Consider the following 19,207-nt stretch of genomic DNA (forward strand, 5'->3'; position numbering starts at 1 on the left):
TGCGTCAATTGCCGGCTTCATTAAGAGGTTTGTACCAGCCGGGCGGCAAGAGCCTGCTCAGGTCCTCGCCCGGCCTTGTGAACGGAGCCAGCCTTTGCGGCAGACAGGCATTCTTCCGGATCAGGACATCGCGGCGCTGTTCGACGCCAAGGCGCTGAAGTCGCCGCGCGCGCTGGATGCCGATCAGATCCAGCCGGCCAGCCTCGATCTCAGGCTCGGCGACAAGGCCTATCGCGTGCGCGCCTCCTTCCTGCCGGGACCCGATCATCTGGTCGCCGACAAGCTCGAACGGCTGAAGCTGCACGAGATCGACCTCACCGGGGGCGCGGTGCTGGAGACGGGCTGCGTCTACATCGTGCCGCTGATCGAAAGCCTGGCCTTGCCCTCGAATGTGTCCGCTTCCGCCAATCCGAAGAGCTCGACCGGGCGCCTCGACATCTTCACCCGGGTGATGACCGATCGCGGCCACGAGTTCGACAAGATCGCCGCCGGCTATCACGGCCCGCTCTATCTCGAAGTCAGTCCGCGCACCTTCCCGATCGTCGTGCGGGCCGGCTCGCGGCTGTCGCAGATCCGCTTCCGCACCGGCAACGCGGTGCTCTCGGAGAACGAGCTGCGCGACCTTCACCGCGCCGAGATGCTGGTCGCCACCGAGCCGCCCAATATTTCGGGCGGCGGCATTGCGCTTTCCATCGACCTCGACGGCGACAAGGACGGCCTCGTCGGCTACCGCGGCAAGCATCACACCGCGCTTGTCGATGTCGACAAGCGCGCCGCGCAGGATGTCGTCGATTTCTGGGAGCCGATCTACAAGAGCGGCGCTGGCGAACTGGTGCTCGATCCGGACGAATTCTACATCCTGGTCTCGCGCGAAGCCGTGCACGTGCCGCCGCTCTACGCCGCCGAGATGACGCCCTTCGATCCGCTGGTCGGCGAGTTCCGCGTCCACTATGCCGGCTTCTTCGATCCGGGCTTCGGCCACTCCGCCGCCGGCGGCAGCGGCAGCCGCGCCGTGCTCGAAGTGCGCAGCCACGAGGTGCCTTTTATCCTCGACCACGGCCAGATCGTCGGCCGTCTCGTCTACGAGCATATGCTGAAGCGGCCGCAGGCGCTTTACGGCACCGATCTCGGCTCGAACTATCAGGCGCAGGGCCTGAAGCTCTCCAAGCATTTCAAAGCAGCCCGCTGAAGCTGCCGATCTCCCCCACAAGGGGGGAGATCACCCAATCATAACGCCTTCACCGCCACCTTCACCGGCTTTTCAATCTCCAGCGGATTGCGCAGCGGCAGGCCGAAATCCGGCGCCTCGATCTCGAACGTATCGCCGGCCTCCGTCTGGACGCCGTCGGCGAAGGAGAGCGTCGCGGTGCCGAACATATGCACATGCACGTCGCCCGGCTGGCGGAAGGCCGAATATTTGAAATGGTGGTGCTCGAGATTGGCGATGGTGTGCGACATGTTCGCTTCGCCCGACAGGAACGGCCTTTCCCACAGAAGCTTGCCGTCACGCCAGATGCGCGATGCGCCGCGGATGTCGGCCGGCAGGTCGCCGATCAGGATTTCGGGGCCGAACGAGGCGTTGCGCAGCTTGGAATGGGCGAGGAACAGATAGTTCACCCGCTCCGTCACATGGTCGGAGAACTCGTTCGACAGCGTGAAGCCGACGCGGAACGGCGCGCCGTCGTCGCCGATCACATAGATGCCGGCGATCTCCGGCTCCTCGCCGCCATCCTGCGCGAAGGCGGGCGACACCAAAGGCGCGCCGGGGGCCACCGCCATCGTGCCGTTGCCCTTGTAGAACCATTCCGGCTGCACGCCGACCTGGCCCTTGGCCGGCTTGCCGCCTTCGAGCCCCATGCGGAACATCTTCATGGAATCGGTGAGCTGCTCCTCGCCGTCATTGAGCTTCTTGTGCATGGAGTCGCGCGTTGCCGCCGAACCGAGATGCGTCAGCCCCGTGCCGGTGAGATGCAGATGCGCGGGATCGGGATGGTTGATCGGCGAGACCAGCCTGCCCCTCTTGTAGGCGGCATCGAGATCGACCGTCTCGCCATAGCCCTTGCGTTCGATCAGCGCCTCGAGGCCTGTGCCGGTGCGGGCGGCCTCCATCGCCAGCGAATAGACGCTGCGCGCGCCGTTGATGACCCTGGTTTTGCCGCCGCCGTTGCGGGCAACGACGCGGATCGTCTCGGCGTCGTCGAGGATCTGGGAGATCAGCATGTTTGAATCCTCTCTCATTTTGTCGGCCGCCTGTGGGCAAGCCTTACCCGGCGCGGCGTGGAGAAATCCCCGCCACGGTTGAAATTCTTCGTCCGGATTGCGCTCGCGAGCACGGTCCTTGCCTGGACTTCTCGGCGCCGGCGGGTTTGCCGGCAGCTTCGCGATCTGGAACCCGTATGCCTCCTGAACTTTGTTCCGGCCCTTAAGCCTTGTTTTGATGCATGTCGTTTCCCCAAAACCGCTAAGCGCTTTTGGGCGACATGCACTAAGCCTTGTTCTTGTTGTAGACGTCGAAGATCACGGCGCCGAGCAGCACCAGGCCCTTGACCACCTGCTGCCAGTCGACATTGACGCCCATGATCGACATGCCGTTGTTCATCACGCCCATGATGAAGCCGCCGACCACAGCGCCGATCACCTGGCCGACACCGCCCATTGCCGAGGCGCCGCCGATGAAGACGGCCGCGATGACGTCGAGCTCTGAGCCGAGGCCCGCCGCCGGCACGGCCTGGCCGAGGCGCGCGGCGATGATCAGGCCGCCCAGCGCCGACAGCACGCCCATGTTGATGAACACCATCAGCGTCAACCGTTCGGTGTTGATGCCAGACAGCTGCGCGGCCTTGGCGTTGCCGCCCATGGCGTAGATGCGGCGGCCGATGGTCATGCGCTTGGTGACGAAGACGAACAGCGAGATAAGCACGCCCATCACCAGCAGCACCACCGGGAAGCCCCTGTAGCTGGCGAACTGGAAGACCAGGAACAGCGCCAGCGCGCCGCCCACCAGCGTCTTGATGACGAACAGCGGGAAGGGCTCCGCCTCATAGCCGTGACGCTCGCGCTTGCGCCGCGTCCTGAAGCCGAAATAGGCGTAGGCGAGCACCCCGACCAGGCCGAGCACGACCGTCGTCATATGCAGGGTGAGGCCGCTGCCGAGGATGGTCTTGCCGGCCGCGTTCACCGTCGGCGGGATCAACGTCAGCGGGCCGATGACGTCCGGGATGAAGCCGGAGCTCAGCGCCTTGAAGCTGTCCGGCAGCGGACCGACCGACGAGCCGCCGCCAAGCAGCGCCTGGCAGATGCCGCGGAAGATCAGCATGCCGGCCAGCGTCACGATGAAGCTCGGTATCTTGTGATAGGCGATCCAGTAGCCTTGCGCCGCGCCGATAAGCGCGCCGACGATCAGGCAGACGATCGAGACCACCAGCGGATTTGAGAATATGCCCAGCGGCCAGATGACCATCATCATCGCCGCGAGCGCGCCGATGAAGCCGGCGACCGATCCCACGCTGAGGTCGATATAGCCGGAGACGATGACCAAGAGCATGCCGAGCGCCATCACGATGATGAACGAGTTCTGCTGCACCAGGTTCGAGAGGTTGACCGGTTTGAACAGCGTTCCCGACGTCGTGTACTGGAAGAACAGCATGATGACGATCAGCGCGATGATCAGGCCGTACTCGCGCAAATTCGTCGTCAGCGCCGAGACCGCGACGCGCGGACCCTGCTGCTTGACGTCTTCGGCGATGCCGCTCTGCGGCGCGGGAGAGGTTTCTGTGCTCATGATGCTTTTCCTTCTCCCCGAACGATGGCGCGCATGATCTTCTCCTGGCTGGCGTCGCTCGCCGCCATTTCGCCGACGATGCGCCCTTCGTTCATGACGTAGATGCGGTCGGTGATGCCGAGCAATTCCGGCATTTCCGACGAGATGACGATGACCGCTTTGCCTTCGGCGGCAAGGCGGGCGATGATCGTATAGATTTCGTATTTGGCGCCGACGTCAATGCCGCGGGTCGGCTCGTCGAGGATCAGGACTTCGGGATCGGCGAACAGCCATTTCGACAGCACCACCTTCTGCTGGTTGCCGCCCGAGAGATTGCCGGTCAGCTGGTAGACGCTGGAAGCGCGGATGTTGGTCTTCTTGCGATAGTCGTTGGCGACGCTCATCTCGCGCATGTCGTCGATGACGCCGCGGCTGGAAACACCGGACAGGTTGGCCAGGGTCACATTGTGCTTGATGTGGTCGATCAGGTTGAGGCCATAGGTCTTGCGGTCCTCGGTGACATAGGCGATGCGGTTTTCCACCGCCTTGCTCACCGATGAGAGGTCGATCGGCTTGCCTTCAAGCACGACCTCGCCGGTGATGTGCCGGCCGTAGGTGCGGCCGAACAGGCTCATCGCAAATTCGGTACGGCCAGCGCCCATCAGTCCGGCGATGCCGACCACCTCGCCCTTGCGCACATTGAGATTGATGTTCTTGATCACCTGCCGCCCGGCATGGATCGGGTGGTAGACCGACCAGTTCTTCACTTCGAAGACGACCTCGCCGATCTTCGGCTCGCGCGGCGGGTAACGGTCGTCGAGCGAGCGGCCGACCATCGAGGTGATGATGCGGTCTTCCGAGATGTCTTTTCGCGGCAAGGTTTCGATGGTGCGCCCGTCGCGGATCACCGTCACCTTGTCGGCGACACGGTTCACCTCATTCAGCTTGTGCGAGATCAGGATCGAGGTCATGCCCTGGCGCTTGAACTCGAGCAGGAGGTCGAGCAGCGCCTGGCTGTCCTTTTCGCTGAGTGAAGCCGTCGGCTCGTCGAGGATCAGGAGTTTCACTTCCTTGCTCAGCGCCTTGGCGATCTCGACCAGCTGCTGCTTGCCGACGCCGATATTGGTGATCAGCGTCTTGGGGTCTTCGTTGAGCCCGACCTTCTTGAGCAGGGCAGCCGTTCGCGTCTCGTTGGCGTCCCAGTCGATGACGCCGTAGGTGGCGTGCTCATTGCCGAGGAAGATGTTTTCCGCGATCGACAGCATCGGCACCAGCGCAAGCTCCTGGTGGATGATGACGATGCCGATATGCTCGCTGTCGTGGATGCCTTTGAAACTGCATTCCTGGCCGCGAAAAACGATCTGGCCGTCATAGGTGCCGGATGGATAGACGCCCGACAACACCTTCATCAGCGTCGACTTGCCGGCGCCGTTCTCGCCGACGACGGCGTGAATCTCACCTTCCTCGACGCTGAGATTGACGTTCGACAACGCCTTCACGCCGGGGAACGTCTTGGTGATGTCGCGCATCTCCAAAATCGTCGAGGCCATCAGGATCTGCTCCCTGGCGCATGGCTCCCAAATCGGCATCGATCGTGGAAAGGCCCATGCGCGAAATCAACATACTGCAGTCTGGTTCGCGCCGCGACGGCGCATCGCTGCAGAAGCCGGCAAAAACAATACCGGGCTCGCTTGTGAACGAAAAGGGGTCCTGCGGTCGCGCAGGACCCCTTCCTGTGGGCTGGATTACTTCAGCTCGTCGGCCTTGATGTAGCCGGAGTCGACGACCAGCTTCTGATAGTTCGACTTGTCGACCTCAACCGGCGTCAGGAGGATCGAGGGAACGACCTTGACGTCGTTGTTGTAGGTCTTGGTGTCGAGGCCCTCAGGCTTGCCGCCGGAGAGCACCTTGTCGACCAACTCCACGGTCGACTTGGCCAGCTCGCGGGTGTCCTTGAACACCGTCGAATACTGCTCGCCCGAGATGATCAGCTTGACCGAGGCGGTTTCGGCGTCCTGGCCGGTCACGATCGGCCAGGGCTGGGCGTCGGTGCCGTAGCCGACGGCGCGAAGCGAGGCGGTGATGCCGCGCGACAGGCCGTCATAGGGCGACAGAACGCCATCGACGCGGCTGCCGTCCGAGTAGTTGGCCGAAAGCAAATTGTCCATACGCGCCTGCGCGGTGGCGGCGAGCCAGCGCAGCGTGCCGACCTTGTCCATGCCCATCTGGCCGGACTTGATCTTGATCGAGCCGTCATCGATCAGCGGCTGCAGGACCGACATGGCGCCATTGTAGAAGAAGAAGGCGTTGTTGTCGTCCGGCGAGCCGCCGAACAGCTCGACGTTCCACGGCTTGGTGTTCGGGAAGCGCTCCTTGAGGCCCTTGACCAGCGAATTCGCCTGGATTACGCCGACGCCGAAATTGTCGAAGGTGGTGTAGTAGTCGACATTCTTGGTCTTCTTGATCAGGCGGTCATAGGCGACGACGACGACGCCCGCGTCGTTGGCCTTCTGCAGCGCGTCGGCCATGGTGGTGCCGTCGATCGAAGCGATGATCAGCGCCTTCGGGCCCTTGGTGATTTCGTTTTCCAGTTGGCTGAGCTGGTTCGGGATGTCGTCCTGCGCATATTGCAGGTCGACGGTGTAGCCGAGCTTCTCGAGCTGAGACTTGACGGCGTCGCCGTCGTTGATCCAGCGCTGCGAGGTCTTGGTCGGCATCAGCACGCCTATGAGGCCCTTGTCGGCGGCGTGCGCCGAATAGCTCATGGCGGCAATGCCAAGGGCCGCCACGGCGGCCAGCGTCTTGATGATCTTCACGATTACTCTCCCTGGTTGATGGACGCGACACCTCGGGGCTTCGCGGGCCGCGCGGTCGGACAGGAGCGCTGGCGCGCCTCCGCCGACTTTATCGATCTCCGGTATCCTCCCAATCGGTCCCGCGACGCAGTTTCAATCGATACGAATTTGCTCGTTGCCGACTGCTGCGCCTCGGAACGCGGGAAGGGTGGGTCCCTTTGACATAACTGTCAAATGCGATCTTTGCTGGTTGCTATATCGAAGCTGATATAGCTTAAGGGACTGACAGCAACCCGGACAAGAGATCAAAAATAATGGCGGCATTGCGCGATCCCGATGCGATTTCAGGGAGTTACGAAAAGTTGCCGGGAGACGGCGAGACGCTGCTGCGCAGCGGCCTCAGTCTTCGCCATATGCGTATGATCGCCGCGCTGGACGATCACGGACGGGTAAGCGCCGCCGCCCAGGTCATGAACATCTCCCAGCCGGCCGCCTCGCGAATGATCGCCGAGATGGAGGCGGTGCTCGACGTGAAGTTGTGCGAGCGGCTGCCGCGCGGCGTGACGCTGACCCCTTACGGCCAGGCGCTCGCCCGGCGCGCCCGCTCGATTCTGCTCGAGATGCGGGAGGCCGATCGCGAGATTTCCGAGCTCAAGGCCGGCAAGGGTGGCTCGGTCTTCCTGGGCGCCGTGACGGCGCCGGCGATCGAATTGGCCGTGCCGGCGATCCGCGAGATCCGCCGCATCTATCCGCGCATCGAGATCACCATGCAGGTCGAGACCTCGAACGTGCTCGCCCGCGAGCTGATCGCGTCGCGCCACGACTTCATCATCGCCCGCATCCCCGACGACCTCAATCCGCGGCTCTTCGAATCGCGCGTCATCGGCGTCGAGAAGGCCTGCCTCATCGTGCGCCGCGGCCACCCCTTGGCGAGCGGCAGGATGGTGCGGCTGGAGGAGACGGCAAGCTATGACTGGGTGTTCCAGTCTGGCGGCTCGCCGCTGCGCCAGGCGATGGAAAGCAACTTTTTGAACCGCGACATCCCGTTGCCCGACCGCATCCTCAACACCTCCTCGCTGCTGCTCACCTTGGTGATGGTGGCGCAGTCCGATGCCATCGCACCTGTCTCGATCCAGGTCGCCAAGTTCATTCAAGGCGGCGATGGGCTCGCCGGCGCGATCGACGTCGTGCAGACCGAATTCGACATCGAAGTCCGGCCCTACAGCCTGATCACGGTCAAGAACCGCGTGCTCTCGCCCGCCGCGAAGATGCTGCACGACTTCATCTTGCGCGAAGTTGGGTAATGGAACGAGAATGCTACTTGTACGTTCAAACCGATCGGTCGCTCGCTGGAGCCCGTTGCGGGTAAGGGAAGAGCCGCCGATGCTCAACAGCTCGGGAGGTTTTGATGGAACGTCGATTGTTTCTGACTGGAATGCTTGGCGTTGCGGGGGCGGCGGCACTGGCAAGCCTGGCCGGACCTGGCAAGGCGGTTGCCGGTATTCCCGCCGGCAACGGAATTCTGGACGAACTCGACAAGCCGGACAATGCAGTCTTCGAAGGTGACGATCAGCCCGAGGTGGAGCTGGTTTCCCACCACCGTCACTATCACGGAGATTGGCGCTGGCGCCACCGCGGGCGTCGCCGTCGGCGCGGGTGGAGGCATGTCTGCCGCCGCGTCTGGCGTCATGGCCGCTGGCGCCGTCGCTGCTGGCGCGAGCGCTACTGGATCAACATCTGGCTGTAGTTCAGGCGCACAATCGCCTTTGAGGGGATGGGTCTTGCACGATTATGCGCGACCCATCCCTGACAGTTATCGGCTGTTACCTGTTTCGCCGCCGTATTTCTCGGTTTTTCTCGGCTCAGCTTCTGGACTGCCTTAATTGCCATAGTTCGAATGGAGCTGCGTGCGAGCGTAAACTTCCTTTTCCTCCACGGGAACCTGCGTTCGTCCTTCCCACGGCAAGTGGGTGGCCGTGTACCGACCTGCTACTCTCACCGCGTCGTATGGCTTGGAAGGCCGATAATATTTCTGGTCGATAACGCAGAAAGTCGTATCGATGCGGGCCTCAAAAACCCTATCGCCTCCGTCAGTGAAATGGAGTGGCTTCGACCAGAACTGCTCTTCCCATCTTGGAATTGTATCGTCACGGTCGACCAGGGCCTTTCCTGTAAACAAGTGGCTTCGCGAGATATCCAGAGCGAAGCCGGCTTTTCCAACAGCATGCCGCTTGGTAAGGTTCAACAGTTCAGTGAGAAAGTTGGTCGGCAGGCGCGCGTTAAAGAGAACATCAGGATCAGTGACACAGAAGTGCCTTGGAAGTTCTCGCTTCAGTCGATTTATCGATTTGTTAGGGCCCATGTTCTCGGTCAGTTTTATGACTTTCCGGCGAGAGTCCTCCCTTCGCAACCAGTCATGCATTTGAGCACTGGTTGAGGCATTGTCCACGAAGCGGATATCTTCAAAGCCTGTGTCCCACAATTGATCCAGCATCAAGGCGCAGTATGTCGGATTGTTGAAACAAGGTATCAGTACTGGGACCCCTCCCTGCCTGTCGTAGGAAGGCGTAGGCCACAGCTCTCGTGTCACGTCGGTACGGGCAAAAATTACATTGCATTGGGAGTCGCCCAACTCTTGATCTCGGAAGATCGGAGTGAGGCCAAGAGATATTAGCTTTTGCAATAGTCCGATAGATCGAGATTGGTCCCACCAAAGCGTAGAGAACTTAACCTTGACCAAAGCGATGCCTGTTCGCTCCAGCGTCTCCATTGCGTCATCCAAAATCCTGGAACTCGTACCCTCTTCATCTATACACAAGGCGACTTTCCGGTTGGACGGCGGTAGTGATTTCGCTTGTATCTCCACTTCATCCCAGTTGACGCCGACATCGTAAAAGTCAGACAGCGTGATTCTGTCAATGGCCGAAAAGAATTCGTCAGCCAAAGCAACATTGCCTAGCTTTCCCTCCTGGAATGCAGTCGCAACATCCAAATAGCTGTGAGTTCGAGGATCCAAAATGTAGGGGCGATGCTTTCGGTGAAGCTTCCGACGCCATTTCTCGATCTTCCTACGTACCATTGGGCGCATTTTGTAAGAGTGTAAAATTACTGTGTAATCGAAGAATGTATTGCGGAGTCCGAGCGGTTAAGTTCGTTCGGGTCGGTCAGAAGTCCTGATCTCGCCAGGATCTTCATCGTGTGCCGGCGCTTGAGTTCAATCAACAAGCGCTGGCGCCCGGGCTCAATTTGGATCGACGTTGTGCCGCATTCATGGGTCCAGTCGTCAATTCGCTCAAAGAATGCTTCTTCGAAGGGAATATTGTCCGCGATCGGCAGCCGATCGACGTTAGCCTTGCATAGTTGGCCTTCGCTAAGGCGACAATAGAGTCGGCTCCAATTCAAGCCGCCTGTGTCGAGGTCATCCAGCCAATCCTTGCCGAAGTTGAGTCGGGTTGTGGTGAGTCGATCGAGATTGAACAAGGCGAAACCCGGCCACAGATACCACCGACCATCCGGATGGGTCGTTACCGCGCCCGCCACGGTGGCGGCGGCCAGTAACCTGAAAGGGTCGGTGTTCTGGATCGGGAAAATGTCGTGGTCGAGAAATGCTACCATCGACGAATTGTTGGCTAGAGCGATGTTCTGCCACGCCCAATTGAGGGCGTATCCATGCGATCTGCTGCCGTCGGGCTTCCCCTTCCCCCAGGGATTTCCGGGCACCGCGACGTAGGTTAGGCCGGTCGACTTACAAATGCCTTGGATAGCGGCCCTTGCTGCAAAATCATTCGAGTTGTCAGCAATGATGTGTATTGCGTGAGGAATATTTTTGGCGATCAGCTTGATCTGCCACCCAATCACTTGGGGATCATTGAAGCTGATTGTAATAAGCACTTTTCGGTTGCGGATGCGAGGAAGAGACACTGGGCCGGCGTGCTTGGCGAGAGCGATCCGCTCCCGGACTTGATAGCGTGCATGATTTTTGCGGTCGACCAGCGGCCGCAGCCTGAACCATTCGCGGACGGTGTATTTCGATAGTGCACGCGGCATGCTTCGTCTTTTACCAATCGGCGATCGATACAACAACCATGAGCTGAGACTCGACGGCTTGGAGTTTCGCTCGCGCTCACGATGCCTCCAATGCCAACGGAAGCATCATCGATATCGGGCTCGGCAGGGCGGCCGTCCGTGAGGGAATCGACGCCCTCCGAATTGACCGTGAAGCAGCGCGGGGCTACTGGTCGCGGATGGCCTCTATTACCTACGACCCAGAGTTCTACGAAGCGCGAGCAGGCGAAATCGCCATCGCACGAAAGATTCTTGAACTTGTGTTCGAGTACATTAGGCCAAGCTCAATAGTTGACCTTGGGACGGCTGCCGGTTCCTGGTTGGCGGCAGGTAAAGAACTAGGTGTTACCCTCGTTAGAGGCGTCGACGGCGAGTGGGTACCGCAAGAACAACGGCATATCCAGGCGGAAGAGTTCATCTCCGCAGATTTGGAAACCGCAATCCCTGATCTTGGCCGATTCGACTTGGCCATCTGCACGGAGGTCTTGGAACATATCTCCGCAGAAGCTTCCGTTCGCGCCGTGGAATGGCTTTGCCGGAGCGCTCCAGTCGTTCTTTTCTCCGCCGCCATTCCCTTTCAGGGGGGCACCCACCACGTCAATGAGGCCTGGCAGAGCCAGTGGGCAGCGCTGTTCAAAGAGTATGGGCATCTGACTTTCGATCTTATCCGCCCAAGAATTTGGAGTGACGATAGTCTGCCCTATTGGTACCGGCAAAACATCCTTCTGATGGCCAACGAGGATTCCGCTAAACGCTTGGCGCTGCCCACGACGTCAACCGTTCTGGATTGCGTTCATCCGGGGCTCTATCTGCCCAGAGCAGCACGGTTCAATCGGCTCGACGCTCGCAGTTTCAATGGGCGATTGCGCTCATTGCGGAGATTATTCACGGCAACCTGAGGTCGACAGCGGCCATCAGAGATTGTCGTCATCGCCGGCAAGACACGATTCGATCGCTCAACGAAGCCAAAGACAGAACGTGAATTGCAAAACCGGGTGCAAAACTGCGGTAGAAAACGGATCGGGGAAATGGCCGCAAACCCTTGCGCTGCAGACTGGAGCGGGTAGCGGGAATCGAACCCGCGCGTTCAGCTTGGGAAGCTGACAGGCTACCATTACATCATACCCGCGCGAGCCCTCGTTACCATGATGGCCGGGCCTCAAGCAATCGGCAAAGCGGAACCACTTACGACGGCAAGGTGGGCAGTTCCATGCGCACCCAGGCACCTGCCGATGCGCCGCTCAGTATCCTGACGCTACCGCCATGCAGCTCCGCGATCCGCCGGGCAAGGTTGAGGCCGAGGCCGGCGCCGCGCGACTGCGGTTGCAGCCGGTAGAAGGGCTGGAATACATTCTCCCGTTCTGCCGGCGGGATGCCCGGGCCTTCGTCGCGCACCTCCATGCCGCCGTTTTTGTCGACCGCGACGGTGATCGTGCCGGCCCCGCCGCCATGGTCGATGGCATTGCGCAATAAATTGGCCAGGGCGCGTTCGATCTGCGAGCTGTTCCCCAGGACATGAACCTTCTCTTGGGGCGCCGGCTCGAAGGCAAGGTCGTAGCCGGCCTCGATCGCGAGCGGCGCGAAATCGGCGGCGACCCGGCGGCCGAGTTCGACCAGATCGACGACCTGGCGCTCGTCGGCCGGGCGTTCCAGCATCTGATGATCGAGCAATTGCTGGGCAAGGTGCGACAGCCGCTCGATGTCCTGCAGCAGGCGCTCGCTTTGCGGCTCCTTCGTCAACAGTTCCGCCCGCGTGCGCAGAATGGCTATCGGCGTGCGCAATTCATGCGCGGCGTCCGTCAGGAAGCGGTTGTGCTGGTCATAGCCATGGGCAAGGCGCGCCAACGTCTGGTTGAAGGCTCGCACCAGCGGCGCGATCTCCTGCGGCACGCGCTGCACCGGCAATTGCAGGCCGCGCGTGTTGATGTCGATACGGGCAGCCTGCTCGGCGGTGTCGACGAGTCCGGCGAACGACCTGCGCACCACGGCCGGTGTCGTCACCAAAGTTGTGATGCCCATGACCACGATGATGGGCAAAAGCAACATGGCGATGATCAGCGCCAGCGCGGGCAGGGCTCGCTCCCAGTTCCGGCTGCCGTCGGGATTGTGAGCGACGTCGATCGTCGCCGATATATTGATCTCCAGCCCGTCGGTCTCGCCGCGCGATGACCGTGTCGAGGTGATGACCTGCACCAGACCGGCCTTGGTGGCGACGTTTTCGACATAGGCTTCGGGCCGAGAATCGTCCTTGGCGAATTCAAGGGTCGCGCGGTCTACTCCATCCAGCAGATCGCCTGGCGTCTTGGTATAGACATCGGGAACGGCGCCTGCACGGAGGCTTTGGCCCTTGCCGTCGCGGATAATGTACCAGAGGTGGGGGAACCTCTCGCGGAATTGGCGAAGCTCTGCCGTTTCGCGCACCACCAGGCCACCCTCATCGTTGCGCTCGACAGCATTCTTCAACGCCGCGACGGCCGCCTCATTGTCGACCAGCCAGTGCGGATTGGAAATCCATAGCGCCGCAGCGCAAAGCGCGATGAAGATCGCAAGCATCGCCGCCTGCAGCAGGATCAACCGCCGCACCAGCACCCATTGCAGCGAACGTGTCCGCCGTTGCCTCACGGCAAGGTCCTGAGAAGATAGCCGATGTTGCGAATGGCGCGGATCTCGATGCCCGCGGCAGCCTCTTCCAGCTTGCGGCGCAGCCTGGAAATATGCGCGTCGAGCGCGTTCGAACCGATCTCGTCATCCAGCGAATAAACGGCCTCTTCCAGCGTCCGGCGCATTACCGCCCGGCCCGGCCGCCGGATTAGCGTTTCCAGCACCAGGCGCTCGCGCCGGGGCAAGTCGAGAGCCTTGTCGTCCACCAGCGCTTCGCGGTCGCGAAAATCATAAATCAGGCGGCCGACCTCGATGCGGTCGGCGCGCAAGGTGAACTGGCGGCGGTGCAGCGCGCGCAGCCGCGCCACCAGCTCCTCGGTGGCGAAGGGTTTCACCATATAGTCGTCGGCGCCGGCGTTGAGCCCGACGACACGGTCGTTGATGCCGGCCAGCGCGATCACCGGCGTATCGACATTCATCGCGCGCAGGCGCGGAATGAGATCGAGGCCCTCGCCATCGGGCAGACGGCGGTCGAGCACGATCGCATCATGCGTTCCGACCTTGGCCATGATCTCGGCGTCGGCCAGCGTCGCGGTGCGGTCGACGATGAAATCCTGTCGCTCCAGCGCCGTCTTGAGCACCGACGCCATTTCCGGCTCGTCCTCGATCAGCAGGATACGCATGTCCAGTCTCCGTCAGCGCGGCGGCAGCACCGCACGCGGCCATGGGGTGGGCTAGGGCCTTGAGCGTCGGTGGGCAAGAGCCAGCCAGCCGTTTGCGATCGCGTTACTCGCACTCCAGCTTCGGCTTGCGGAAATTCGTGATGAACCAGCGACCACCCGAGGAGCGCGCGTAGAAGGTGTAAAAGCATTCCTGACGCTCGACATAGCCGGGCGTCTCGGTCTCCTCATATTCGGTGCCGTGCTTGGTATGTCGGACCTCGCCGCTCGATGAGCTGGAGACCACGTTGGTAGAGACCTTGCGCCACTGATAGGCGCGCTCGCCCGGGCCGAGCTCGACGACGGTTGTCGGTGGGCCGTAATCGAGGACGACCGACTCGACTGGCTGTCCGACATAGTTCTTCATGATGTCGGAGGCGCAGGCCGACATGCCGATGAGCGCCGCGGCGAAGAAGGCCTTCAGCGCCAGGGTGAGGCCTCTGCTTGTCATGAACATGATCTGATTCCTGGGATAGTGGTGCGCTCCGGCAGCTAGGCCACGAAAATTGCATCGACATTACGCGGGCGTCCGTTGGCTCCGGCCGCTTCTGCGATGGCGGAGAAAGGCAGTTTCCCGCGGTGGAGATCGGCGGGGATCGGGCCGCCGCGGAAAACTGGTCTCCGGCGTTCCCAGGCCCTAGAAGCGGTAGTTGATGCCGGCCTTCAGTTCCTGGCTGCCTATATCGGTCTTCGCTTTGCCGAAGGCCGATCTCGTTTCCACGTCGGGCGTGCGGATATAGTCGTATTCGATCTTGGCGGAGAGGCCGCCGGCGAAGGCCTGCTCGACGCCGGCACCGACCAGATAGCCGAGCTTGCGGCTGTCGGTGTCGCGTACGCCGCCTGCCTTGTCGAATGTCGTCATGGCCAGGCCGGCGGTGCCGAAGACCAATGTCTGGTCGAAGGCAAGGCCAGCCTTGGCCTTGGCGGCGGCGCGCCATTTCTCCTTGATCTTGCCGCCCTCGACATTGTGTTCGGCGCCGCCCAGATAAGAGCCTTCGAGCTCGGCGCCGAAGACGGCGGGCCCTGTCTGTATGTTGTAGCCGGCCTGCACGCCGCCGCTCCAGCCATTCCGGCCGGCGAACGGGTTGGGCATCTTGGTGAAGGCGGTTCCGCCATGGACGCCGACATAGGCGCCGCTCCACTGGAAAGCCGGCGGATCGTTGTAGGCGGGCGACAGGTCGGCGGCCATCGCCGCTCCACTGAGACAGGCGGCGAAAGCCGCCGCCAGGGCAATCTTGGTTCGATAAAACATGCTCAATACTCCAAACGCATGCGCAGGACAGGGCCATGCGCGGATTGACCAGTGGAGCTGGCTCCTGGGATGGCCGCTCCGGTTCGCTTGTCTTTCGCGGGCAATAGAATCCCGTGCCGCAAGGCGCCTGCCTTGCGGCCCGAACTTCCGGTGCGACACGCTGCTCGAAAGACCGGACCTATCTGTCAGGTGAAAATTGCACGCACATTGCGCGGGCCGGATAAGTGAAGATTTTTCTGTTTATTTTCAGCAATTTGCTGAATTTTTGTTTACGCAAAATTAAGCACTGCCTGGCGGTCGCGCAGCTTGCTGGCGGACGACCGAGTGCGTATCTCTGATGTCGCGCTGCCGAATCAGGCGGCTCGAACCGGAGAATGGCCTTGTCCGCACTGACGCGCTTTCTTGGCGACACGCCGCTCAGGGTGTTCCTGAAGCTGCTCGTGGTCTCCTTCCTCGTCGGCCTCGTCATGCATGCCTTCGGCTGGTCGCCGATGGACGTCTTCTATGGCATCCGCCAGTTCTTCGTCGATTTGTGGAATCTCGGCTTCCACGCCATCGACCGCTTCCTCGGCTATATCCTGCTCGGCGCGGCGATCGTCGTGCCGGTGTTCATCCTGCTTCGGATCGCCAGCTACAGGAAATAGCCCGGCCTGGCATCACGCGTATCGGGATGCGACCTCGAACAGGATGGCGTGGCGCGCCGCCAGCGCCGGCACGTCGGTCGAATAGCCGCCGCCGATGACGCCGCAAAGCGGCACGCCGTGGCCGCGAAAATGGCCGATGACCATGTCTTCGCGGGCGGTGAGGCCGTCGTCGCTCAGCGCCAGCCGGCCGAGCCTGTCCTCGGCATGAACGTCCACGCCCGCATTGTAGAAGACGAGGTCCCAGCGCCTTTGCCCGGATAGTTCCGGCAGGATGGCGGCGAGCCGCTCGAGATAGGCGGCGTCGCCGGTGCCGTCCGGCAAGGCGACGTCGAGGTCGGAGGCGATCTTGCGCACCGGGTAGTTGCGCTCGCCATGCATGGAAAAGGTGAAGGCGCGCGGTTTGTCCTTGAGGATATCGGCCGTGCCGTCGCCCTGGTGCACGTCGAGATCGATAACCAGGACATTTTCGACGGCGCCTTCGGCCAGCAGCACCAGCGAGGCGACGGCGACATCGTTGAAGGTGCAGAAGCCGGCGCCCTGCGCGCGCCTGGCATGATGGCTGCCGCCGGCGGCGTTGCAGGCAATGCCGTGTTTCAGCGCCAGCCTGGCGGCCAGCACCGTGCCCGCCGTAGCGAGCTGTGCCCTGAGCGACACGCGCGGACCGACCGGAAAGCCGATCTCGCGCTCTATCTTCTCCGGCACCTGGCAGGCGATCACCTGGTCGACATAGTCGGCCGCATGCGCAAGCTTCAGCCCTGCTGCCGGTGCTGGTTCCGGCATCCAAAGCGCGTCCGGCTTGGCCAGCCCACGCATGCGCAAGGCCGCCATCAAAAGCGGATATTTGCTCATCGGAAAGCGATGGTTGACGGCGAAGCCGGCGTCATAGTCTGGGTGATGGACGATCTGCAGCGGCATGGATCGGGAGGTCTGAGCCAAGTCTGAAATTCGGTTGGCAGTCCGGCGGATGGCGGTTGCGTGACGCCGGCAAACTGGGGCACATCGGGTCCTCAATCAAGCCGCAATCAGCCAGGCAGCAATGGACGCAACCCAAACCGGCGCCAGATCCTTCGCCGTCACCAACCGCTCGGTGCTGGCGATCGCCGTGCCGATGACGCTTGCCTATCTGACGACGCCGCTGCTCGGCATCGTCGACACAGCGGTGGTCGGCCAGTTCGGCGACGCGGCCCTGCTCGGCGGCCTGGCGGCGGGATCGCTGGTCTTCGACGTCGTCTTCACCACCTTCAACTTCCTGCGCTCCGGCACCACCGGCCTCGTCGCCCAGGCCTTCGGGCGCGGCGATCCGTTGGAGGAACAGGCGGTGCTCTGGCGCGCCGTGCTGATCGCGGTCGTCGCTGGCGTCATACTGGCGGCCCTTTCGCCGCTCTTTGCCGTCGCCGGCCAGTGGTTCATGGGCGCCGAGCCGCGCGTCAGCGCGGCGATGTCGGTCTATATCCGCATCAGGCTGCTCGCCGCGCCCTTCTCGCTGATCAACTACGCCATACTGGGCTACGTGCTGGGGCGCGGCGAAGGCGGGGTCGGGCTGATGCTGCAGGCCGTGCTCAACGGCATAAACATCGTGCTCTGCTTCCTGCTCGGCCTCGAGCTCGGCTGGGGCGTCGCCGGCGTCGCCTGGGCGACCGTCACCGGCGAGTTCCTCGCCATGCTGCTCGGCTTGGCAATCGTGCTCGCCCGTTTCCGCAGGCTGGAGCGGCCGTCGCGCCGCCGCATCCTCGATTTGCCCGCCTACCGGCGCATGCTGTCGCTCAACCGCGACATCATGATCCGCTCCTTCTCGTTGCTTGCCGCCTTCGCGCTGTTCACCAGGCAGGGCGCGCAGTTCGGCACGGTGACGCTCGCCGCCAACGCCGTGCTGATGAATTTCTTCCTCATCGCCGGCTATTTCCTCGACGGCTTCGCCACGGCGGCTGAGCAATTGGCAGGCCGCGCCATCGGCGCGCAGGCTGCAGCGCCGTTCCGTCGTGCCGTGCAACTGACGCTGATATGGGGTTTTGGCCTCGCCGGCGCTGCCACGCTCATCCTGCTGACGGCGGGCGCAAACCTTGTGGCATTGGTGACGACGTCTCAAGAAGTCCGCACGATCGCCGACGCCTATCTACCCTGGGCGGCCTTCACCGCGCTGAGCGGCGTGCTCGCCTTCCAGATGGACGGCGTCTTCATCGGCGCCACCTGGTCGCGCGACATGCGCAACATGATGCTGTTGTCGTTCCTCGTCTTCAGCGCCGCGCTCATCACGCTTGCGCCGGCCTTCGGCAACAACGGGCTCTGGGCGTCGCTGCACGTCTTCCTGCTGGTGCGGGGAGTGAGCTTGCTTGCAGTGCTCAGGCTCAGGGTGCGCACGGCATTTTAGCGCCCATCGTTCGGCTCCGGTCGAGCGCCAGCTTTTCTCAGCTCCAGAGGTCGGTCGAGAGGTATTTCAGCCCGGAATCGCAAATCACGACAGCGATCGTCTTGCCTGATTGATCGCCGCGCAGGAGACGCAACGCGGCAGCCACATTCGCCCCGGAGGAAAAGCCGCCGAAGATACCTTCGCTGCGCGCGAGCAAGCGCGTGGCCTCTCGCGCTTCGTCGCCGGACACCTGAAGATAGCCATCGACGGGCGCGTTGGTCAGGAATGCCAGGTCCGGCATGGCGTAGCCGCCGCCTTGAATGGGGTGTTCGGGTTGGGTGACTGTCTCTCCCGCTGCCGCCGCGGCGCCCTCAGGCTCGACGATGAAGCACTTGATCAGGGGATTGCGCTCCTTGAGCGCCCTCGCCACCCCGGCATATGTGCCGCCCGAGCCGATGAAGTCGACGAATGCATCGACGGCGCCATGGCTGGCGTCCCAGATTTCCGGCCCGGTACCGTGATAATGCGCAAGCCAGTTGCCGTCGCGATGGAACTGGTCGGCGCGGTACGCGCCTCGTTCCTCCGTGACCGCTCTGGCCGCCTGCTCGACGAGCGCCAGATCGCCACCCGAGACCTGTCCCGGCACCGACCCCGGCAACTGGTCTACGAGGATAACTTCCGCGCCGAGCGCCGTCATCATGCGTGCACGCTCTTCGGAGTTGCCCTTCGACATCACCGCGACGAAGGGGTAACCCCTGACGGCGCAGATGATCGCGAGCCCCGTTCCCATGTTTCCGGAGGTAAGCTCGACCACCGTTTGCCCCGGCTTGATGGCGCCGGACCTTTCGGCCTCCTCGACTATTCCAAGCGCCGCACGGTCCTTCTTGGAAAAGCCCGGATTGAGATATTCCAGCTTGGCGAGGATTGCGCCGTCGACGCCTGCCTGCGCCGTCAGCCTGTCGAGCCGGACCAATGGTGTTCCACCGATCGAGTCCACGACAGAGTTCAGAACCTCGGCCATCGT

General features: G+C 62.2%; 18 protein-coding genes and 1 tRNA gene. 6 read left to right on the forward strand and 13 right to left on the reverse strand.

Going from position 1 to position 19,207, the window contains the following annotated elements:
• The first annotated feature begins 94 nt into the window (after positions 1-94).
• Positions 95-1,189, forward strand: a complete 1,095-nt coding sequence (locus WDX12_RS13450) for a 2'-deoxycytidine 5'-triphosphate deaminase (RefSeq protein ID WP_434725184.1) — start codon at positions 95-97, stop codon at positions 1,187-1,189.
• Between the two features lie 38 nt (positions 1,190-1,227).
• Here the strand turns inward: WDX12_RS13450 and araD1 are convergent, their stop codons facing one another.
• The 4 genes from araD1 to chvE all read right to left on the reverse strand — a co-directional run bounded on the left by araD1 (position 1,228) and on the right by chvE (position 6,576).
• Complete coding sequence (gene araD1, locus WDX12_RS13455) at positions 1,228-2,220, reverse strand: AraD1 family protein (protein ID WP_434725185.1); 993 nt, start codon at positions 2,218-2,220, stop codon at positions 1,228-1,230.
• A gap of 265 nt (positions 2,221-2,485) precedes the next feature.
• Positions 2,486-3,781 (reverse strand): multiple monosaccharide ABC transporter permease, encoded by a 1,296-nt coding sequence (gene mmsB, locus WDX12_RS13460; protein ID WP_434725186.1) that lies wholly within the window; start codon positions 3,779-3,781, stop codon positions 2,486-2,488.
• Complete coding sequence (gene mmsA, locus WDX12_RS13465; RefSeq protein WP_434725187.1) at positions 3,778-5,310, reverse strand: multiple monosaccharide ABC transporter ATP-binding protein; 1,533 nt, start codon at positions 5,308-5,310, stop codon at positions 3,778-3,780. Before mmsA ends, mmsB begins: the two co-directional genes overlap by 4 nt.
• A 195-nt stretch (positions 5,311-5,505) precedes the next feature.
• Complete coding sequence (gene chvE / locus WDX12_RS13470; RefSeq protein WP_320297664.1) at positions 5,506-6,576, reverse strand: multiple monosaccharide ABC transporter substrate-binding protein; 1,071 nt, start codon at positions 6,574-6,576, stop codon at positions 5,506-5,508.
• Between the two features lie 293 nt (positions 6,577-6,869).
• On the opposite strand from chvE, the gene WDX12_RS13475 reads away from it, so the two are divergent.
• On the forward strand, positions 6,870-7,859 hold the full coding sequence (locus WDX12_RS13475; RefSeq protein ID WP_434725188.1) for a LysR family transcriptional regulator: 990 nt from the start codon (positions 6,870-6,872) through the stop codon (positions 7,857-7,859).
• Positions 7,860-7,963: 104 nt separating this feature from the next.
• Positions 7,964-8,302 carry a protamine-2 (modular protein) gene (locus WDX12_RS13480; RefSeq protein ID WP_434725189.1) on the forward strand — a complete coding sequence of 113 codons (339 nt, stop codon included), beginning with the start codon at positions 7,964-7,966 and terminating at the stop codon, positions 8,300-8,302.
• 132 nt (positions 8,303-8,434) lie between these two features.
• Here WDX12_RS13480 and WDX12_RS13485 read toward each other — a convergent pair whose 3' ends face one another.
• A complete protein-coding gene (locus WDX12_RS13485; RefSeq protein WP_434725190.1) occupies positions 8,435-9,499 on the reverse strand; it encodes a glycosyltransferase family A protein in 1,065 nt (354 codons plus the stop codon).
• Positions 9,500-9,660: 161 nt separating this feature from the next.
• The gene (locus tag WDX12_RS13490) at positions 9,661-10,602 is read right to left on the reverse strand and encodes a hypothetical protein (protein ID WP_434725191.1); all 942 of its coding nucleotides are present in this window, start codon (positions 10,600-10,602) and stop codon (positions 9,661-9,663) included.
• A gap of 197 nt (positions 10,603-10,799) precedes the next feature.
• Between WDX12_RS13490 and WDX12_RS13495 the strand changes: the two genes are divergently transcribed.
• Positions 10,800-11,519 carry a methyltransferase domain-containing protein gene (locus tag WDX12_RS13495; protein ID WP_434725192.1) on the forward strand — a complete coding sequence of 240 codons (720 nt, stop codon included), beginning with the start codon at positions 10,800-10,802 and terminating at the stop codon, positions 11,517-11,519.
• A gap of 156 nt (positions 11,520-11,675) precedes the next feature.
• Here the strand turns inward: WDX12_RS13495 and WDX12_RS13500 are convergent.
• From WDX12_RS13500 to WDX12_RS13520, 5 genes are all read right to left on the reverse strand, one after another.
• Positions 11,676-11,749, reverse strand: a tRNA-Gly gene (locus tag WDX12_RS13500).
• A gap of 56 nt (positions 11,750-11,805) precedes the next feature.
• A complete protein-coding gene (locus tag WDX12_RS13505) occupies positions 11,806-13,242 on the reverse strand; it encodes a sensor histidine kinase (protein WP_434725193.1) in 1,437 nt (478 codons plus the stop codon).
• The gene (locus WDX12_RS13510) at positions 13,239-13,904 is read right to left on the reverse strand and encodes a response regulator transcription factor (protein WP_434725194.1); all 666 of its coding nucleotides are present in this window, start codon (positions 13,902-13,904) and stop codon (positions 13,239-13,241) included. Before WDX12_RS13510 ends, WDX12_RS13505 begins: the two co-directional genes overlap by 4 nt.
• Before the next feature lie 103 nt (positions 13,905-14,007).
• Positions 14,008-14,391: a hypothetical protein gene (locus WDX12_RS13515; protein ID WP_434725624.1), complete on the reverse strand. Its 384-nt coding sequence runs from the start codon at positions 14,389-14,391 to the stop codon at positions 14,008-14,010.
• A gap of 186 nt (positions 14,392-14,577) precedes the next feature.
• Complete coding sequence (locus tag WDX12_RS13520; protein WP_434725195.1) at positions 14,578-15,192, reverse strand: outer membrane protein; 615 nt, start codon at positions 15,190-15,192, stop codon at positions 14,578-14,580.
• 374 nt (positions 15,193-15,566) lie between these two features.
• On the opposite strand from WDX12_RS13520, the gene WDX12_RS13525 reads away from it, so the two are divergent.
• Entirely contained in the window at positions 15,567-15,836 is a 270-nt protein-coding gene (locus WDX12_RS13525; protein WP_181166832.1) for a DUF6460 domain-containing protein, read from the forward strand.
• A 12-nt stretch (positions 15,837-15,848) separates the two neighbouring features.
• On the opposite strand, the gene WDX12_RS13530 is transcribed toward WDX12_RS13525, so the two are convergent.
• A complete protein-coding gene (locus tag WDX12_RS13530; RefSeq protein ID WP_434725625.1) occupies positions 15,849-16,751 on the reverse strand; it encodes a histone deacetylase family protein in 903 nt (300 codons plus the stop codon).
• A gap of 121 nt (positions 16,752-16,872) precedes the next feature.
• Here WDX12_RS13530 and WDX12_RS13535 point away from each other — a divergent pair, with 121 nt between their 5' ends.
• Positions 16,873-18,204, forward strand: a complete 1,332-nt coding sequence (locus WDX12_RS13535) for an MATE family efflux transporter (protein ID WP_434725196.1) — start codon at positions 16,873-16,875, stop codon at positions 18,202-18,204.
• Between the two features lie 37 nt (positions 18,205-18,241).
• On the opposite strand, the gene WDX12_RS13540 is transcribed toward WDX12_RS13535, so the two are convergent.
• Positions 18,242-19,204 carry a PLP-dependent cysteine synthase family protein gene (locus tag WDX12_RS13540; RefSeq protein ID WP_434725197.1) on the reverse strand — a complete coding sequence of 321 codons (963 nt, stop codon included), beginning with the start codon at positions 19,202-19,204 and terminating at the stop codon, positions 18,242-18,244.
• Between the last annotated feature and the right edge of the window lie 3 nt (positions 19,205-19,207).

The organism is Mesorhizobium sp. RIZ17 (assembly GCF_051127865.1).
Classification (GTDB): domain Bacteria; phylum Pseudomonadota; class Alphaproteobacteria; order Rhizobiales; family Rhizobiaceae; genus Mesorhizobium; species Mesorhizobium humile.

What these genes read in the sequence shown, in the direction of transcription:
- araD1 (WP_434725185.1), bottom strand. Translation starts at nt 2,220, where the DNA reads ATGCTGATCTCCCAGATCCTCGACGACGCCGAGACGATCCGCGTCGTT.
- mmsB (WP_434725186.1), bottom strand. Translation starts at nt 3,781, where the DNA reads ATGAGCACAGAAACCTCTCCCGCGCCGCAGAGCGGCATCGCCGAAGAC.
- mmsA (WP_434725187.1), bottom strand. Translation starts at nt 5,310, where the DNA reads ATGGCCTCGACGATTTTGGAGATGCGCGACATCACCAAGACGTTCCCC.
- WDX12_RS13475 (WP_434725188.1), top strand. Translation starts at nt 6,870, where the DNA reads ATGGCGGCATTGCGCGATCCCGATGCGATTTCAGGGAGTTACGAAAAG.
- WDX12_RS13480 (WP_434725189.1), top strand. Translation starts at nt 7,964, where the DNA reads ATGGAACGTCGATTGTTTCTGACTGGAATGCTTGGCGTTGCGGGGGCG.
- WDX12_RS13490 (WP_434725191.1), bottom strand. Translation starts at nt 10,602, where the DNA reads ATGCCGCGTGCACTATCGAAATACACCGTCCGCGAATGGTTCAGGCTG.
- WDX12_RS13495 (WP_434725192.1), top strand. Translation starts at nt 10,800, where the DNA reads ATGGCCTCTATTACCTACGACCCAGAGTTCTACGAAGCGCGAGCAGGC.
- WDX12_RS13510 (WP_434725194.1), bottom strand. Translation starts at nt 13,904, where the DNA reads ATGCGTATCCTGCTGATCGAGGACGAGCCGGAAATGGCGTCGGTGCTC.
- WDX12_RS13515 (WP_434725624.1), bottom strand. Translation starts at nt 14,391, where the DNA reads ATGACAAGCAGAGGCCTCACCCTGGCGCTGAAGGCCTTCTTCGCCGCG.
- WDX12_RS13520 (WP_434725195.1), bottom strand. Translation starts at nt 15,192, where the DNA reads ATGTTTTATCGAACCAAGATTGCCCTGGCGGCGGCTTTCGCCGCCTGT.
- WDX12_RS13525 (WP_181166832.1), top strand. Translation starts at nt 15,567, where the DNA reads ATGGCCTTGTCCGCACTGACGCGCTTTCTTGGCGACACGCCGCTCAGG.
- WDX12_RS13530 (WP_434725625.1), bottom strand. Translation starts at nt 16,751, where the DNA reads ATGCCGCTGCAGATCGTCCATCACCCAGACTATGACGCCGGCTTCGCC.
- WDX12_RS13535 (WP_434725196.1), top strand. Translation starts at nt 16,873, where the DNA reads ATGGACGCAACCCAAACCGGCGCCAGATCCTTCGCCGTCACCAACCGC.
- WDX12_RS13540 (WP_434725197.1), bottom strand. Translation starts at nt 19,204, where the DNA reads ATGGCCGAGGTTCTGAACTCTGTCGTGGACTCGATCGGTGGAACACCA.